Consider the following 17810-nt stretch of genomic DNA (forward strand, 5'->3'; position numbering starts at 1 on the left):
CGGGGTTGAGGTCCAGGGGCGCCGAAGCTTTAGCGTAGGCGTCAAGCGGGGTATCCAGTACGCCGTGGCCTCTCCGCTGGATCACAGGCGTCTCGGCGTACTGGATCGCCCGGTCAAGCCGGGCGATGACGGCGGAGTATGCGGCGACGACCGAGAAAGTCGCGCCTACCCCGCCGCGCCCGCACGCTTGGCCTGCTTTGCCGGAGCCACCTCGGTCGTCGCGATCAGGCGCTTCAGCTCGGGGATGCAGGAGCCGCAATTGGTGCCGGCCTTGAGCTTTGCGCCGATCTCGGCGGCTGTGCGCGCGCCTGCGGCGATGGTGTCGCAGATGGTGCCGCGGCCGACGCCGAAGCAGGCGCAGACGACAGGCCCGGTCGAGGCGGCGCCTTCGCTCGATTTGCCGGACAACAGCATGCGCCGCTGCTCGTCGGTGACATGGTCGGCCACGAACAGGCTCTTCACCACCTCCCAGTCGCCGGCATCATGCGCGGGGCCGACGAACAGACAGGTCTCAATGCGATCGCCATCAAACGAAGCCGCGCGGTAGACGCCGCCGCCGAAGTCGCGATAGTCGGCAACGTCCTCGCCCGCAATGCCACCGAGCCAGGCCGGCCAGCGCGACAGGTCGGCATTGTCGGCGAAGAGATAGCCGAAGCCGCCGGCAACAGTGACGCGGGTCCACATCAGGTTCGGCGGCAGCTCCAGCTGCTTGCGCGACAACGCAAAGCCGCGGAAGACGTATTCATAAGGCGAAATCGCCGCCGGTGTCGCCTTGGACTCCGGCTGCCCCGAGAACGGATCGGTGAACGGTGCGACCAGCGCCCCGACGCGACCGTGCGAGGCGTTCATCGCACTCCAGTGGATCGGCGCGAACAGCGTGCCGCGCTGCTGGCGATCGCTGACGACGACCTTGAGGGTGCACTGGGCGTAGTCGGTGGTGATGCGGGCGTAGCCGTCATGGACAATGTTGTATTTGTTGGCGTCATCGGGATGGACCTCGACGAACGGCTCGGGCAGATGCGCGCCGAGCCGCTGGCTGAGGCCCGTGCGCGTCATGGTGTGCCACTGGTCGCGGATGCGCCCGGTATTGAGCCGCAGCGGCCGCGACGGTCCGATCTCGCCACGCAGCGCCGGCACTTCCGGCGCGACGAAGCGGCCCTTGCCATCGTTGGTGAAGAAGCCGCCGGCCGCGAAGAAGCGCTCGCCGGGCGCCCCGCCTTCAGGCGCGGGCCACTGCACGGGCTTCAAGGCGTCGAAGGCCTCGTCGGACAGCGAGGTCAGCGCGCCGATATCGAAGTCGCGGCTGCCATCGTTCTCGAACGCCGAGAGCGCGGCGTGCTCGCGAAAGATGTCGGCGGCGGATTTGTAGCCAAAGCTGTCGCCGAAGCCGAGGCGTTTTGCGGTTTCGCTCAGGATCCACCAGTCCGGCCGCGCCTCGCCGGGCGCCGGCAGGAACGAGCGCTGGCGCGAGATGCGGCGCTCGGAATTGGTCACAGTGCCCGACTTCTCGCCCCAAGCGAGCGCGGGCAGCAGCACGTGCGGGCCGGCATCGACCGTGTCGTTGGAGAGCACGTTCTCGGAGACCACGAACAGCTCGAGCTTCTTCAGCGCCTCGCGCACGAAATCCGCATCGGGCAGCGACACTGCGGGGTTGGTGCCCATCACCCACAGCGCCTTGACCTCGCCGCGATTGATGGCTTCGAACAACTGCACCGCCTTCAACCCTTCATGGGTGGCGATGCGCGGCGCCTTCCAGAACCGCCTGACACGATCGATGTCCGGCGGCGTGAAGTTCATATGTGCGGCGAGCTGGTTGGCGAGGCCGCCGACCTCTCGGCCGCCCATCGCGTTGGGCTGGCCGGTGAGCGAGAACGGCGAGGCGCCGGGCTTGCCGATCCGGCCCGTGGCGAGATGGCAGTTCAGGATCGCATTGACCTTGTCGGTGCCCTGCGCCGACTGATTGACACCTTGCGAGTACAGCGTGACGACGCGGGGCGTGTCACGGAACATCTTGAAGAAGGTGGCAACGTCCTGCTCGGAAAGGCCCGTGGCGAGTGCGGTCGCGGTGACGCCGCCGGCGATGCTGCGTGCGCGCGCCAGCGCGTCGTCAAAGCCCGACGTGTTTTGCGCGATGTAGTCCTGATCCAAAGCACCATTGTCGGCAAGGTGAACGAACAGGCCGGAGAACAGCGCCGTGTCGGTGCCGGGCTTGAGGCCCAGGAACAGATCGACGTCGGTCGCGGTGTCGGTGCGGCGCGGATCGATCACGATCATGCGGGCGCCGCGCTCCTGCCGGTTCTTCAACATGCGCTGGAACAGCACGGGATGGCACCAGGCGGCATTCGAGCCGACGAACACCAGAAGATCGGCCTGGTCGAGATCCTCGTAGCAACCGGGCACGGTGTCGGCGCCGAAGGCGCGGCGGTGACCGGCGACCGAGGACGACATGCAAAGCCGCGAATTGGTGTCGACGTTCGCCGTCCCGACAAAGCCCTTCATCAGCTTGTTGGCGACGTAATAGTCCTCGGTCAGGAGCTGCCCGGAGAGATAGAATGCGACCGCGTCGGCGCCGTCGCGCGCGACGATGTGCTGCATGCGGTGGGCGACGTGATCGAGCGCATCGCTCCAGGCGACGCGTTCGAGCACGCCCTTGCAGCGGATCATCGGATAGAGCAGCCGGCTTTCCAGGCCGACGGTCTCGCCCAGCGCCGAGCCCTTGGAGCACAGCCGGCCGAAATTGGCTGGATGATCGGGATCGCCCGCGATCGCCGCGCCGCCCTTGCCGTCTGGCGTCGCCAGCACGCCGCAGCCGACGCCGCAATACGGACAGGTTGTCTTGGTGGCGCGGAGCGTGGGATCGATCGCCGTCATATCAAGCCGCCTCTATCAAGCCGCTTTGGAGGGACGCGCGAGTGCACGGCCGAACATCATGTCGGCGCGGATGGCCGCCACCTTTTCGCGGTTGCGGATCAGCTCGAGATACCAGAGCGCATCGACGGTATCGCCAATCAGCAGGGCGCCGGTGAGCCGGCCCTCGGCGATGACGAGTTTCTTGTAGGTGCCGCACCTGCGGTCTGACAGCACGAGGCCCTCGCTGCCCTCCCCGCCCATGAAGTCGCCGGCGGAGAATACGCTGACTCCCGACACCTTCAGATTGGTCGAGACCACGCTGCCCTGATAGGCCGCGGGACGGCCGGAGAGATGCCGCGCCAGCACGCGCGCCTGTTCGTAGGCAGGCTCGACGAGGCCGTAGCAGGTGCCGCGATGCTCGGCGCATTCGCCGAGCGCGTAGATATCGGGTGACGCCGTCTGCATCTCGTCGTTGACGACGATGCCGCGGTTGACTGCGATGCCGGCGTCCTTTGCGAGCGCGATGTTGGGCCTGATGCCGGCGGCGAAGATCACCGCATCGGCCTCGATGCGGCTGCCGTCGGCAAGCTCGACCGCTTCGACATGGTCCTCGCCGAGGATGCGGGCTGTGGATGCATTGAGCAGGATGCGAATGCCCTTGCGCTCGACCAATGTCTTGAGCAGGTCGGCGGCCGGCGCATCGAGCTGGCGCTCCATCAGCCGGTCCATCAGGTGCAGCAGCGTCACGGGCGCTCCGGCCTTGGCGAGGCCGTACGCCGCTTCGAGTCCGAGCAGACCGCCGCCGACCACGACGACGCGCTTCCTGGCGGCCGCGAGCGTCAGCAGCAGGTCGACGTCTCGGGTGTCGCGGAAGGTGTGCACGCCGGCGAGATCGGCGCCCGGTACGTTGAGCCGCAGCGGCGTCGAGCCGACGGCGAGCACGAGCTTGGAATATTCCATGCTCTCTTCGCCTTCGATCTTGAGCTCGCGTCGGCCGGTGTCGATCTCGGTGACGCGATAGCCGTAGCGCACCGTGACGCCGCGATGGCGCCACCAGTCGGCAGGCCGGAGCTCGATCTCGTGAGAGCCGGTCTCGCCCGCCAGCACCGAGGAGAGCAGAACGCGATTGTAAGCGAGCCGCGGCTCTTCGCCGATCACAGCGACGGCGTAGCGGCCGAGCGAGGTCTTCGCGAGTTCGTCGACCAGACGCGCGGCCGCCATACCGTTACCCACGATGACCAGCGGTTCACTCACAACGCATCTCCTATTCGGCGGCCTGCGGCTGTGCGCCGTAGGCCTCGGAAATCATGTAGCCGGACAACACGCCGTAGGCGTCGGTCCAGGCGGTAGCGAGTTCGGGCGTCCAGGCTTCGCCGAGCCCCTTCTCCAGGGTCCACAGCAAGGTCGCGCCGACCACGGGGTAGTGCTCGGCCTTGGCGCCGTAGGCGACGTGACGCTTTGCCAGCGCCGAGGCCGCGGGAAGAATCGAGTCCAGGTTCGATAGGCCGCCGACGACGGCGGCGAGCATGCCCATCAGCTTCTTGCGCTGCTCGGTCATGTCCTCGGGAAACATCGCGCGCACGGATGGCGCCACCTCGAACAGGCGATCGTAGAACAGCACCGCGGCCTGCGCGGAAATCGGCGCGACCTTGGCAAAGCTCTGTTGGACGAGGGTGATCTGTTCTGGCGTCATGATGTTCTCCTGCCTGTTGGGTTTGCCTTGGTGCGCGCCATTGCGAACCAGGTTCATTGTCAAACTGTCGGGCAATGCTTCTTCCCGCGTACGGGGAGAAGCGAGATTCGTACCAAGTCTCTATCCTTTGAGCATGATCTTGCCGGAAAACCGCTGCACACTTTTCCGGATCATGCTCTACACCCTTGCTCCGGCGAGGCTTGACGCGCCTTCGCCCTGCGGGCTGCGACGCAGATAGAACCACCAGGTCAGCGCGAGGCAGGAGGCGTAGAAACCGAGATAGATCGCGAGCGCGAGCTGCGGACCGCCGGTCAGGGCGATCGACTTGCCGAACCCGGTCGGGATCAGATAGCCGCCGACGGCGCCGACCGCGCCGATGAAGCCGACCGCAGCACCGCTCTCGATGCTCGCCGTCTTCAAGGCGACCGCGCGCTCCGCATCGCCCTTGCCGCGCACCCTGAACAAATTCTGCTCGCGGAAGATCGAGGGGATCATGCGGTAGGTCGAACCGTTGCCGATTCCCGTCGTCACGAACAGGACCAGGAACATCGACAGGAAGCCGATGAAATCCTTGTGCCCGACGAAATAGAGCACGCCGATCGTCGCCCCTGCCATCACGATGAAATTCCAGAACGTGATGACCGAGCCGCCGATCCTGTCGGCAAGCCAGCCACCGAGCGGCCGCGACAGCGAACCGACCAGCGGTCCCAGGAACGCGATCGCAATCGTGACTTGCGGGAACTGGGTCTTGATCAACAGGGGAAATGCAGCCGAGTAGCCGATGAAGGAGCCGAACGTGCCGATATAGAGATACGCCATGATCCACGTGTGCTTGCGCTTGACCACGGCGAGCTGGTTCTTGATCGACGACTTGGCCGTGGTCAGGTTGTTCATGAAGAACACTGCGCCGAACACCGCGATCGCGATCGGCAGCACCCACATCAGGCCGGCGTTTTGCAGGAAAACACCGTCAACAGGAGTTGCCTGGAACAGGTTGATGACGGCGAGCGTCATCAGGATCGGGGTCAACAGCTGCACGCTGGAGACGCCGATATTGCCGCCGGCCGCATTCAGTCCGAGCGCCCACCCCTTCATCCGGTCGGGGAAGAAGAACGAAATATTGGTCATGCTGGAAGCAAAATTTCCACCGCCGAGACCGGCGGTCGAGGCAATCAGCAGCATCAGCCAGAACGGCGTGTCCGGCTGGCCGACGAAATAGGCGAGCGAGAGCGTCGGAATGAACAGGATCGCCGCACTGAAGATGGTCCAGTTGCGACCGCCGAAGGTCGTCACCGCGAAGGTATAGGGAAAGCGCATCAACGCGCCGATCAGCCCGGGCACCGCGACGAGCTGGAACAGTTGGTCGGTGGTGTAGTGGAAGCCCGCCTGCGGCAGCTTGGTGGTAACGATGCTCCAGATCAGCCAGACCGAGAAGCCGATATGTTCGGCCACGATCGACCAGATCAGGTTGCGTCGCGCGATAGTCTTGCCAGTCGCATTCCAGAACGCCTCATCTTCGGGGCGCCAGTCCGAAATCCAAGTCCGACTCTTGGTCATTGCAGAATCCCTTCCAGGCTCACCGCTGCGTCGTTGCAGGCTCAGCCTCCGGCCACGGAGGCGCGCTCCGAGGCTTCACCCCGGTGGCGAGTTACGATGCTGATTGATGATGTTGAGGGACGTCGTCGTTGGCGTCGCGATTGGTGCTTCAATTTCCGTGCCAACTGCGCGCATTCCGGAAATGCAGGAAATTCAGAAGCTTGTTCGAAGTGCTCCGAATTTTCGCAGCACTATTTCGCACGCAAATTTTGCGATTCGCTCAATCCCTGTGCGCCGCACAAGGATTGAGCTTGATGATTCAAAATTAGGCGTTGCGTTAGCCGCCTGTCGGTGGCGCGTTTACGCGGCTTCGACGAAGCGATGACGCTCGTAGAGGAATTCGAGCACGCGCTGCCGGCACTTCAGATAAGTGGTGTTGGTCGCGAGCTCGAGCCGCTTGCGAGGACGCGCCAGCGGCACCTCCAGCACCTCGCCGATGCGCGCGCTCGGGCCGTTCGTCATCATGACGATGCGGTCGGACAACAGCACCGCCTCGTCGACGTCATGGGTGATCATCAAAATAGTGTTGCCGAGCTTCTGATGCAGCGCCATCACCGAATCCTGCAAATGCGCGCGGGTCAGTGCGTCGAGCGCGCCGAAAGGCTCGTCGAGCAGCAACACTTTCGGCTCCATGGCAAGCGCGCGGGCAATGCCGACGCGCTGCTTCATGCCGCCGGAGATTTCCGAAGGCCGCTTGTCTTTGGCATGGGCCATCTGCACGAGGTTGAGATTGTGCATGACCCAGGCGTCGCGTTCGGCGCGCTTCTTGGTTTTGGCAAAGACCTTGTCGACGCCGAGCCGGACGTTCTCGTACACGGTCAGCCACGGCAGCAGACTGTGGTTCTGGAACACCACCGCGCGGTCGGGTCCCGGCGAGTTCACCTCGCGGTTCTCCAGCAGCACGCCGCCGGTGGTGGCGTTGGTCAGGCCTGCGATGATGTTGAGCAGGGTCGACTTCCCGCAACCGGAATGGCCGATGATCGAGACGTATTCGCCCTTCTCGATGGTGAGATTGATATCCTTCAGCACCTCCGTGGAGGCCGCGCCGCGCGTAAAGATCTTGTCGATGTGGTCGAGCTTCAGATAAGCGGTCATGTGCTTCCCTTCAGTTCAGCGCGGTGCCGCGGGTGACGATCTTGCCGGCGCCCGCGATCAGGCGGTCGAGCACGAAGCCGATGATGCCGACATAAAACAGTGCCAGGATGATCTCGCTGATATGCGAGGAATTCCAGGCGTCCCAGATGAAGAAGCCGATGCCGACGCCGCCGATCAGCATTTCCGCGGCGACGATCGCAAGCCAGGACAGCCCGATGCCGATGCGAAGCCCCGTGAAGATGTAGGGCGCGGCCGCCGGGATCATGATCTTGGCGAAGAATTCGAGCGGGTTGAGCTGCACCACCGCGGCGACGTTGCGGTAGTCCTGCGGGATGTTGCGGACGCCGACCGCGGTGTTGATGATGATCGGCCAAATCGAGGTGATGAAGATCACGAAGATCGCCGACGGCTGGCCGTCGCGGAACGCGGCGAGCGACAGCGGCAGCCAGGCCAGCGGCGGGATCGTGCGCAGCACTTGGAACAGCGGATCGAGCCCGCGCATCGCCCAGACCGACTGCCCGACCAGCACGCCGAGCGCGATGCCCGCGATGGCCGAGAGCGAATAGCCGAAGGCGACACGCTGGAGGCTGGCGGAGAGGTGCCAGAACAGCCCCTTGTCGATGCCGCCATGATCGAAGAACGGATCGAGGATCAGCTCCTTGGTATCCTTGAACACCTTCGACGGCGGCGGCAGTGCCGAGCCGGCGCGGCGGCAGACCAGCTCCCACACCAGAAGCAAAAGCGCGATCACGACCAGCGGCGGGATCACGCGCACGGCAGTCTCCCTAGCCATTCGCGCGTAAGTCTCCGAACGCGGCGGCCGCTTCGGTGTCAGCGCGACGACCGGCGCGGCAGCGCTCGCGGGCTTCGCGGTCTCAACCTCGATCTTCGTGGCGGGCATGTTCATCGCAATATCTCTCCGGCTGCAAAAGGCGATGCGGCCGCCCGGAGGCGGCCGCTGGCTCCATCAGACTTCGACGCGCTTGATCGCGAGCGACTTCAGATAGGCAGCCGGATTTTCCGGATCGAACACCTTGCCGTCGAAGAACGTCTCCTTGCCGCGCGAGGTGGAGGTCGGGATCTCCGCGCTTGCGATGCCGAGCGTCTTGGCCGCGTCGCGCCACATGTCTTCGCGGTTGACCTTGGCGATCAGCGCCTTGGTGTCGAAATTCGCCTCGTACTTGCCCCAGCGAATGTCCTCGGTGAGGAACCAGAGGTCGTGGCTCTGGAACGGATAAGAGGCGAAGTCGCGCCAGTACTTCATGATGTGCGGCGAATTCTCGACCACCTTGCCGGGAAGGCCGTAGTCGAACTTGCCGGCGGTGCGGTCGAGTACGTCTTCGACAGGACAGTTCATCCACTGCCGCTTGCCCATGATGGCGGCGAGCTCGGCCTTGTTCTCGGCCTTGTCGGACCACTGCTGCGCTTCCATCACCGCCATCAGCAGAGCCTTCGCGGCCTTCGGATATTTGTCGACGAAGGCCGCGCGCATGCCGAAGGATTTTTCCGGGTGCTTGTTCCAGAGCTCGCCGGTCGTGATCGCGGTGTAGCCGATGTTCTGGTGGATCAGCTGTAGGTTCCAGGGCTCGCCGACGCAGAAGCAGTCCATCGTGCCGACCTTCATGTTGGCCACCATCTGCGCCGGCGGCACCACGATGGTCTCGATGTCCTTGTCCGGATCGATGCCGCCGGCGGCAAGCCAATAGCGGATCCAGAGGTCATGCGTGCCGCCGGGGAAGGTCATCGCGGCCTTCACGGCCTTGCCCGAGGCCTTCTTCTTCTCCAGCGCCGCCTTGAAGGGCGTGGCGTCGACGCCGAGCTTCAGGTCGGCATATTCACTGGCAACGGAGATGCACTGGCTGTCGAGATTAAGCCGCGCCAGGATGTACATCGGCGTTGGCTGGTTGTTCTGCGTCACCTTGCCGGCCGAGATCAGATACGGCATCGGGGTCAGGATGTGCGCGCCGTCGATGCCGTTGCCTTCGGAGCCGAGCACGAGATTGTCGCGCGTGGTGCCCCAGGAGGCCTGCTTCTGCACGTCGGTGTCAGGCATGCCGTATTTGGCGAACAGGCCCTTGTCCTTGGCGACGAACAAGGGACCGGCATCGCTCAGCGCGATGAAGCCGAGCTTGGCGCCCTTGACCTCGGGGCCTGCGTCCTGCGCGAAGGCGCCGGCGGGGAAATTCAGTTTTGCGGCGGCCAGGAGTGCGGCGGTCGAGCCGGCGGCCTTCAATAATTGACGGCGGCTGAGGCCAGTATCCGACGGCCGGCGGGTGCGCTTGGTCATAGGCGGTATCGTCCTTTGCGTCGTTGCAGAATGATTGTGTCAGTGCACACGAGCAGCCCGTCCGTCCGGCGACGCCTGAAGCAGCGCATGCGAACGCGCGACGGGGAGACCCCCGTCTGGTGGCGTCGGCAATTCGGATGAGAAGTCTCGCGGGACGGCTTCAATGGCGTCGACCTGGAACTATTCAAGCTTCGTGCCAAGCGCCGCAGCGCAGAAAACGACCCAACATCAGTGCGTTAGTAGCGATGCGCCAGTCTGTCGCAGGCCTATTCCGCTCGCGAAATTTGCGGCTTGCCCAACAATTGTGCGACGCACAACAGTTGTGCAGCAGCTCAAGGAAAAGGCCGCGCCACGCGCAAAAGCCGGGCCAGCCAAAGCTCTATCAGATTGATATTGCTTGCATTTCAAGAGTCCAACACACGGCACGCAACTTGCATTTCGGTTTGGGTCAACGAAGACTGCGGCTTGCCGCACTGATGCAGGCGCTGGCGGCTGCATCCCGGAAGCTCAACTGCTTCGCGGCCCTCCTCGACTCGGTCGTCGTGACGCAATCCCAAGGCTTCCAAATCCCCCCGGCCCACGCGCGGCAGACACCCCGCACGGCCAATAACTTTCAGCGGCGCACTCAGGGCGTCTCGATCTCTCTTACGAAGCAAAAGGAACCATCGATGTCGTATCTCGCGCCTTCGGAATTCGTCACCAAGATGGTGGATGCGGGCGAGTCCAAAGTCTTCATGTCCACCCGGGATACCATCATCCGGGCCTACATGGCCGGCGCTATCCTGGCGCTCGCGGCATGGTTCGCCGTCACGATCAACGTGAACACGGGACAGCCGCTGGTCGGCGCGCTGCTGTTCCCGGTCGGCTTTGTCATGCTGTATCTGCTGGGGTTCGACCTCCTGACCGGCGTGTTCGTGCTCTCCCCGCTCGCTCTGATCGACAAGCGCCCCGGCGTCACCTTCGGCGGCGTGCTGCGCAACTGGGGCCTCGTCTTTGTCGGCAACTTCGCCGGCGCCTTCACCGTGGCCTTCATGATGGCCTTCGTCACGACCTTCGGCTTCACGCAGGATCCCGACAAGGTCGGTGCAGCCATCGGCAATATCGGCGAAGGCCGAACGCTGGGCTACGCCGCGCATGGCGCCGCCGGTATGGCGACGCTGTTCCTGCGCGGAATGCTCTGCAACTGGATGGTCTCGACCGGCGTCGTCGGCGCCATGATCTCGACCTCGGTCCCCGGCAAGGTCATCGCGATGTGGATGCCGATCCTGGTGTTCTTCTACATGGTGTTCGAGCATTCCGTCGTGAACATGTTCCTGTTCCCCTCCGGCCTGATGCTGCACGCGAAGTTCTCGATCATGGACTATTTGATCTGGAACGAGATCCCGACCGTGCTCGGCAACCTCGTCGGCGGCCTCGCCTTCACCGGCATGACCCTCTACGCCACGCACGTCATGACCAAGCCGAAGCGCCAGGCCGGCAAGGCCACGTCGCCCCGCGTCGCGGCCTGATACGTCTCGACAGGAGAGCCTCGCCCGATCAGGGTGAGGCTCCCCTTTGCCGGTGATGACGATGACCCGCGGACTTCAGATCTCGGTCGGCCAGCATTCCGACAAGGGTCGCAAGCCCATCAACCAGGATTTTCACGGCGTCCTCGTTCCGGACGAGCCGATGCTCAGCCTGAAGGGCATTGCGGCCGTCCTCGCCGACGGCATCTCCAGCAGCACGGTGAGCCAGATCGCCAGCGAGTCGGCGGTCAAGAGCTTCCTGATGGACTATTACTGCACGTCGGAATCCTGGACGGTGAAGACCTCCGCCCGCCGGGTGCTGGATGCGACCAATTCCTGGCTGCACGCGCAGACGCGCAAGAGCCAATATGCCTACGACCGCGACAAGGGTTATGTCTGCACGCTGAGCGCCATGGTCATCAAGGCGACCACTGCGCACATCTTCCACGTCGGCGACTGTCGCGTCTACCGCGTGGCGGGCAAGGCGCTCGAGCAGCTGACCGACGATCACCGCATCATCGTGTCCTCGGAGCAGACCTATCTCGGCCGCGCGCTCGGCATCAATCCGCAGCTCGAGATCGACTACCAGAGTTTCGAGATCGAGACTGGCGACACTTTCCTGCTGGCGACCGACGGCGCCTATGAATTCGTCGACGCGCGTTTCATCACGAACGCGCTCAGCGAGCATGCAGCCGGGCTCGACCGGGCGGCGAAGGCGATCGTCGAGGAAGCCTACCGGCGCGGCAGCGACGACAACATCACGGTCCAGATCCTCCGCATCGATGCGGTGCCGCAGCGCGAGCCGGCCGGCATCTTCAACCAGACCTCCCAGCTGCCGCTTCCCCCGCTGCCGGAGCCGCGGGCCATCTTCGACGGCTACAGGATCGTCCGCGAAATCCACGCCAGCAGCCGCAGTCACATCTACCTTGCCGTCGATGCGGTGACCGAGGAGCCGGTCGCGCTGAAGCTGCCGTCGATCGATTTGCGCGACAATGCCGCCTACCTGAAGCGCTTCCTGATGGAGGAGTGGATTGCGCGCCGGATCGACAGCCCGCATGTGCTGAAGCCGTTGTCGCAGTCGAAACGGCGCGGCTACCTCTACGTCGCGACCGAATTCGTCGAAGGTCAGACCTTGCGGCAGTGGATGACGGACAATCCGCGCCCCGATCTCGAAACCGTCCGCGGACTGGTCGAGCAGATTGCCGCCGGCCTGCGCGCCTTCCACCGCATGGAAATGCTGCATCAGGACCTCAGGCCCGACAACATCCTGATCGACAAGACCGGCACCGCGAAGATCATCGACTTCGGATCGGTCAAGGTGGCAGGCGTCGCGGAGGCCGCCCCGCAGGATGAGACCGGCGAAATTCTGGGAACAGTCCAGTACACGGCGCCGGAATATTTTCTTGGGCAAGGCGGCACGCCGCGCTCCGACATGTTTTCACTCGCCGTGATCTGCTACCAGATGCTGACGGGAAAGCTTCCCTATGGCACCCAAATCGCCAGGATCCGGCGCAAGGCGGATGTGCGGAGGCTCAAATATCGTCCGGCCGACGACGACACCAACGTGCCTGCCTGGGTCGACGGCGCGCTCAGACGTGCGCTCCATCCGGATCCCTACGAGCGGCACGAGGATCTGTCTGAATTCGTCTTCGAGCTTCGCACGCCCAATCCGGCCTATCTCGACACGCGGATCACGCCGCTTTTGGAGCGCAGCCCGCTGATGTTCTGGAAATTGACCACGGCGGCGCTCGCCTGCGTCGTCGTGGTCCTGCTTGCGATGTTGCACGCGCGCTGATCAGGGGGTGTAGCCACGCAAAGCGTCACCACGTGATCAGCGGAGAGCGATGCAGCCAGGGATCGGCGCGCACCTGATCGAGCACGAATTTCGCAACGTCTCCGCGCGCAATGCTGCCGCCATGGAAGCCCGAAAGATCTGTCAGCGCCCGGACCGAGCCGCGGCCGGGCTTGTTGTTCAGGATCGAGGGGCGAACCAGGACCCAGTCCAGCCCGCTGTCTCTGACGATCGCTTCCTGCCGGTTCTTGTCGGCGTACACCTTCTTCAGGAGAAGCGGAAAGATCACATTGTCGGCGACAAAGCCGCCATGCCCGGCACTGTCGCCGGCGCCCATTCCCGTGATGCAAACCAGCCGCGAGACCTGCTCGGCCTTCATCGCACTCACGAGCGCGCGCGTCGCGGTCGAGAGAAGCGTCACCTCGCGGAACGGGCTTACCGGCGTACCCAGCGCACTGACCACGGCATCACGGCCTTTGAGGGCTTCGCGCAGGGCTCTTTCATCGCGGGCGTCTCCGACGATGAGCTTCGCCCCCGTGATGTCACTCGCCTTGCCGGCGGACCGGACCAGCACGGTGACGTCGTAGCCTCGCGCCACCGCCTGGTTGACGATCAGGCGACCGGTGGCACCGGTCGCTCCAAGCACCAATATCTTCGTTGCGCCTTCCGGATCCGCCGGAGAAGTGGCGGTTGAAGAGATCATGATAGCATTCCTCGTTGTCGTGATGGGGACGTGCCGTGCCGTCAGGCAGAGGCCGCGATCTCGGAGACGAAGTCGCGATCGGAGCGCAGCGGGCGGCCCAGCAGCGCGGTCAGCCGCGCGGCGTCTCCGGCCTCGGGGATCATTCCCTCGGTGAGGAAACGCTCGCTCATCAGCCGCATGTCGAAAGCCATCCAGCTCGGCATGAACTGCCGGAGGTTCTTCTCGAAGCCGGCGGTATCGTCACCGGGATAGGCGATCGTACGGCCCAGCACCTCCGACCAGACGGCGGCGGCTTTCGCGCCGGTCAGCGTATCAGGACCGACGAGATTGATGCGCGTGAGCGGAAGCGGTGTTGCAGCGCGCTCACGACGGATGAGCTCGACGGCCGCGATCTCACCGATGTCGCGCGCATCGATCATGGCGAGCCCCCTGCTCCCGATCGGCATCGGATAGATGCCGTATCCGGTCACCACGTCCTTGATCGTAACATCGTTGTTCATGAAGTACGCCGGGCGCAGGATGGTGGCGTTGAAGCCCATCTGCTCGATCATCCGCTCGACGCCGAACTTGCCGGCAAAGTGCGGGACGTTGACGTAGCGATCGCTGTGGATCACCGAAAGGTAGACGACCCGCTCGACGCCCGCCTCGCGGGCCACGTTGAGCGCGATCAGCGCCTGCGTGAATTCATCCGGCACCACCGCGTTGAGCAGGAACAGGGTCGAGACACCCTTGAATGCGCTACGGATCGAGTCGACGTCGAGCAGGTCGCCCTGCACGACGGTGACGCCTGCCGGGAGGTTTGCCTTGGCAGGATCGCGGGCGAGAGCGCGGACATCGGCACCGCGCTTGACGAGCTGTTCGACGACGTGGCGGCCGATGGTGCCGGTTGCGCCGGTAACGAGGATGGTCATAGGGATCACTCCGGGTTGGGTCAGAAGACATCCGGGAAATTAGTGATCCACAAACGAACCGAAAGCCGCTATATTTGGACGGACTGTCTCACCGGTGGAACGATGGACCTGCTCGCACTCACCGACTTCAATCTCGTCGCCCGGCACGGCGGGTTCGGACGGGCCGCACGGGCCGCCGGACGGCCGAAAGCCACCCTGTCCCGGCGGGTCGCCGAGCTCGAAGCGGCCCTCGACCTGCGCCTGTTCGAACGGGGCGCGCGCACCCTGAAACTCACGCAGGAAGGACGCGCCCTTTATGAGCGGACGGGGGCCTTGCTCACCGAACTCGACGAGACGGCAACAGCGATCGCGTCGGGTGGGGACAGGCCGCGGGGGCGCTTGCGGATCAGCGCGCCCTTGCTGTTCTCGCAGACTGCAATGGGAAACCTCGCGGCGGGGTTCGCGCTCAAATATCCGGAGATCCGTCTTGAGGTCACGACGGAAGATCGCTCCGTCGACATGGTGGAGGAAGGGTATGATCTGGTGATCCGGGTCAATCCCGATCCGGATGACAGCCTGGTCGGACGAATCTTTCTGCGCGACCGGCTGGTGGTCGTGGCGAGCCCGGACCTGAAACGACCGCGGGGCAATCTCACCACGCCGGCTGTCATGCGCGGCGCGGGCGACCAGCTGACAAGCTGGGACGTGACGCTGCCAGGCGGAAAATCGCGCATCGCGATTGATCCGGTCCTGCGCCTGTCATCGCTCATCATGGTCCGCGATGCGGTGCGGGCGGGCGTCAGCGCCGCACGCCTCCCGGTGTCACTGGTCAGTCACGACCTCGCTGCCGGCACGCTGGTGCTTTGGGGCGACATCGAGGGACCGGAGATCGCGTTGTGGACACTCTATCCTTCACGCCGGCTCCTAAGCGCGCGCGTATCCGCCTTCCTCGACTTCATGAAGGAAGCCTTTCCAACGGGGGCACCTGACGAACTGGCGGCCTTTATCGGGCGCTGACCCGTCCGCGATCTCTCAGGCCGGCTCCGCCGCCTTCACTCCGAGCGGTTTCGGCGCCATGCCGCCGCCGGGCTTGAGGTGGAATTCGTAGGTCATCAAGTGCCACTGCCCGTTCGCCTTGGTGCCGTCGGGCATCTCCGGGTCGCTGCGCGGTTCGACCTTGGCGACGAGGTCGTCCTTGACGCCGAACACGACGTCGGAATCCAGATATTTGTCGCCGTCCATGAAGACGTGGGTGATCAGCGGCTCGTAGCCCTTGGCATTGACCAGGAAGTGCACATGCGCCGGGCGCATCGGGTGGCGGTTGGTCTGCACGATCATCTCGCCGACTGGACCGTCGGTCGGGATCGGGTAGCTGCACGGCAAGATGGTGCGGAAGAAGAAGCGGCCATCGCTATCGGTGATGAAGCGCGCCCGTGCCGAGGCGCCGACCTCGTCATAGTTCGGCTTCTGCGAGTCGTAGAAGCCGTCATCGTCGGCATGCCAGACGTCGACGGGGACATTCGCGAGCGGCTTGCCCTTGAGATCGGTGACGCGGCTCTGCACGAACATCCGTTCGCCGGTTTGATTGTTCGGTGAAATGTCGGTGCCGTGCGCCGTCACCTTGTGCTCGCCGACATAGAACGGCCCGAGCACGGTGGTCTGGGTGGCGCCCTCGCGCTCGCGATGGTTGACCGCGTCGACCAGCATGGAAACGCCGAGCACGTCGGACAGGAGGATGAATTCCTGCCGGGTGTCCGTGCATTTCTGGCCGGTGCGGGTCAGGAAATCGATGGCGTATTCCCACTCCTCGAAGGTGAGGCCGGTCTTGCTCACGTAATCGTGCAGCGACTTCACCAATTCCTGGAGCAGGAATTTCGCGCGGGGGTTTGGCGTATTGTCGAAACTCCGGACGACGGCTTCGGTGAGTTCGGTCTCGTTGAATTGGGTCATGGTGCGTTTGCCTGCGTTTTTCATTCGCCCGTCGGGGATCTTTTGGGCTGCTTGGAGGCGTTCCAAGGTGAAGCCTACACCAAACAGCCGGCCGGCGTTAAGCGCGACCGGCTTGGAATGAGACCGCCATTTCGGCTATCAACGTCGGACAAAACTGCCCGGAGGAACTGATGCTCGCCCCCACCCCCGCCTCGCCCGAATCCGTCGGCATGTCCAAGGCCGCGCTCTACCGCGTCGATGCGCATCTGAAGAGCCGGTACATCGATGCCGGTCGCTTCCCGGGCACGCATCTCCTGGTCTATCGCCGTGGCAAGATCGCCCACAGCTCGGTGCAGGGTTTTGCCGACGTTGAGCGCAAGCTGCCGGTCAAGGACGAGACCATCTACCGCATTTATTCCATGACCAAGCCGCTCACCAGCGTCGCCTTCATGATGCTGGTCGAGCAAGGCCTCGTCGCGATCGATGAGCCGGTCGCCAAGTACATTCCGGAATGGAAGGATCTCGGCGTGTTCGTCGCCGGCACCGCGCCGGCCTTCCTGACCCGTCCGCCCTCGCGGCCGATGCTGATCGTCGACCTCCTGCGCCACACCTCCGGGCTGACTTACGGCTTCCAGCAACGCTCGAACGTCGATGCCGCCTACCGCGCTGAAAAGATCGGCGAGGTCGAGAAGTCAGGCACGCTGCAGACCATGATCGAGAGCCTCGCAAAAATCCCGCTGGAGTTCTCGCCGGGCGAGGCCTGGAACTACTCGGTTTCGACCGACGTGCTCGGCTACCTCATTGGCAAGATCTCCGGCATACCCTTCGAGCAGTTCCTGAAGCAACGAATCCTCGATCCACTCGGCATGTCCGACACTGATTTCCACGTGCCGGCTTCCAAGGCCCACCGGTTCGCCGCCTGTTACTCGGCCGACCCGGGTGGCGGCATGACCTTCCATGCCGGTCAGCGGCGCGAGGGACTGACATTGCAGGACGACCCCACGACGAGCTCGTTCCTGTCGCCGCCGTCCTTGATCTCGGGTGGCGGCGGGCTGTGCTCGACGACCGCCGACTATCTCACCTTCTGCCGTGCGCTGCTCAAGGGCGGCGAACTCGGCGGCGTCAGGTTGATCGGGCCGAAGACGCTGGCGCTGATGACGACCAACCACATTCCGGGCGGCCGCTTTCTCCCCGAGGTGTCGCGCTCGCTGTTCTCCGAAGCCACCTATAGCGGCATCGGCTTCGGCCTCGGCTTCGCCGTGACCATGCGCCCGGCCGAAACGCTGGTCGCCGGCAGCCCCGGTGAATACAATTGGGGCGGCGCGGCCACGACGTCGTTCTGGATCGATCCGGCCGAGGAGCTGATCACCATCTTCATGACGCAGGTGCTGCCATCCAGCGCCTACCCGCTTCGGCGCGAGCTGCGCAGCATGGTCTACGCCGCGATCACCGAGAGCAATCTCTAGGCAA

General features: G+C 64.3%; 14 protein-coding genes. 4 read left to right on the top strand and 10 right to left on the bottom strand.

Annotation, left to right across the window (positions count from 1 at the left end):
- Positions 1–165: 165 nt before the first annotated feature.
- The 7 genes from ABIC03_RS06875 to ABIC03_RS06905 all read right to left on the bottom strand — a co-directional run bounded on the left by ABIC03_RS06875 (position 166) and on the right by ABIC03_RS06905 (position 9521).
- The gene (locus ABIC03_RS06875) at positions 166–2871 is read right to left on the bottom strand and encodes a nitrate reductase (RefSeq protein ID WP_354056593.1); all 2706 of its coding nucleotides are present in this window, start codon (positions 2869–2871) and stop codon (positions 166–168) included.
- 15 nt (positions 2872–2886) lie between these two features.
- Positions 2887–4104 (bottom strand): NAD(P)/FAD-dependent oxidoreductase, encoded by a 1218-nt coding sequence (locus ABIC03_RS06880; protein WP_354056595.1) that lies wholly within the window; start codon positions 4102–4104, stop codon positions 2887–2889.
- A gap of 10 nt (positions 4105–4114) precedes the next feature.
- On the bottom strand, positions 4115–4543 hold the full coding sequence (locus ABIC03_RS06885) for a globin family protein (RefSeq protein ID WP_354056597.1): 429 nt from the start codon (positions 4541–4543) through the stop codon (positions 4115–4117).
- Between the two features lie 177 nt (positions 4544–4720).
- Positions 4721–6100: an MFS transporter gene (locus tag ABIC03_RS06890; RefSeq protein WP_354056599.1), complete on the bottom strand. Its 1380-nt coding sequence runs from the start codon at positions 6098–6100 to the stop codon at positions 4721–4723.
- Between the two features lie 339 nt (positions 6101–6439).
- Entirely contained in the window at positions 6440–7234 is a 795-nt protein-coding gene (locus tag ABIC03_RS06895; RefSeq protein WP_007593952.1) for an ABC transporter ATP-binding protein, read from the bottom strand.
- A 10-nt stretch (positions 7235–7244) separates the two neighbouring features.
- Positions 7245–8141, bottom strand: a complete 897-nt coding sequence (ntrB, locus tag ABIC03_RS06900) for a nitrate ABC transporter permease (RefSeq protein ID WP_354056601.1) — start codon at positions 8139–8141, stop codon at positions 7245–7247.
- A 60-nt stretch (positions 8142–8201) separates the two neighbouring features.
- On the bottom strand, positions 8202–9521 hold the full coding sequence (locus tag ABIC03_RS06905) for a CmpA/NrtA family ABC transporter substrate-binding protein (RefSeq protein ID WP_354056603.1): 1320 nt from the start codon (positions 9519–9521) through the stop codon (positions 8202–8204).
- 668 nt (positions 9522–10189) lie between these two features.
- Here ABIC03_RS06905 and ABIC03_RS06910 point away from each other — a divergent pair.
- Both ABIC03_RS06910 and ABIC03_RS06915 read left to right on the top strand, forming a co-directional pair.
- Positions 10190–11029, top strand: coding sequence for a formate/nitrite transporter family protein (locus tag ABIC03_RS06910; RefSeq protein WP_275170445.1), 840 nt, complete (start codon positions 10190–10192; stop codon positions 11027–11029).
- A 55-nt stretch (positions 11030–11084) separates the two neighbouring features.
- Complete coding sequence (locus ABIC03_RS06915; RefSeq protein WP_354056605.1) at positions 11085–12821, top strand: bifunctional protein-serine/threonine kinase/phosphatase; 1737 nt, start codon at positions 11085–11087, stop codon at positions 12819–12821.
- 25 nt (positions 12822–12846) lie between these two features.
- On the opposite strand, the gene ABIC03_RS06920 is transcribed toward ABIC03_RS06915, so the two are convergent.
- Complete coding sequence (locus ABIC03_RS06920; RefSeq protein WP_354056607.1) at positions 12847–13521, bottom strand: NAD(P)-dependent oxidoreductase; 675 nt, start codon at positions 13519–13521, stop codon at positions 12847–12849.
- A gap of 41 nt (positions 13522–13562) precedes the next feature.
- The gene (locus ABIC03_RS06925) at positions 13563–14432 is read right to left on the bottom strand and encodes an SDR family oxidoreductase (RefSeq protein WP_354056609.1); all 870 of its coding nucleotides are present in this window, start codon (positions 14430–14432) and stop codon (positions 13563–13565) included.
- Between the two features lie 102 nt (positions 14433–14534).
- On the opposite strand from ABIC03_RS06925, the gene ABIC03_RS06930 reads away from it, so the two are divergent.
- Positions 14535–15428: a LysR family transcriptional regulator gene (locus ABIC03_RS06930; RefSeq protein ID WP_354056611.1), complete on the top strand. Its 894-nt coding sequence runs from the start codon at positions 14535–14537 to the stop codon at positions 15426–15428.
- A gap of 15 nt (positions 15429–15443) precedes the next feature.
- Here ABIC03_RS06930 and ABIC03_RS06935 read toward each other — a convergent pair whose 3' ends face one another.
- A complete protein-coding gene (locus ABIC03_RS06935; protein WP_354056613.1) occupies positions 15444–16361 on the bottom strand; it encodes an intradiol ring-cleavage dioxygenase in 918 nt (305 codons plus the stop codon).
- Between the two features lie 170 nt (positions 16362–16531).
- On the opposite strand from ABIC03_RS06935, the gene ABIC03_RS06940 reads away from it, so the two are divergent.
- Entirely contained in the window at positions 16532–17806 is a 1275-nt protein-coding gene (locus tag ABIC03_RS06940; protein ID WP_354056615.1) for a serine hydrolase domain-containing protein, read from the top strand.
- Positions 17807–17810 lie beyond the last annotated feature (4 nt).

Source organism: Bradyrhizobium sp. RT6a, from assembly GCF_040547675.1.
Lineage (GTDB): Bacteria > Pseudomonadota > Alphaproteobacteria > Rhizobiales > Xanthobacteraceae > Bradyrhizobium.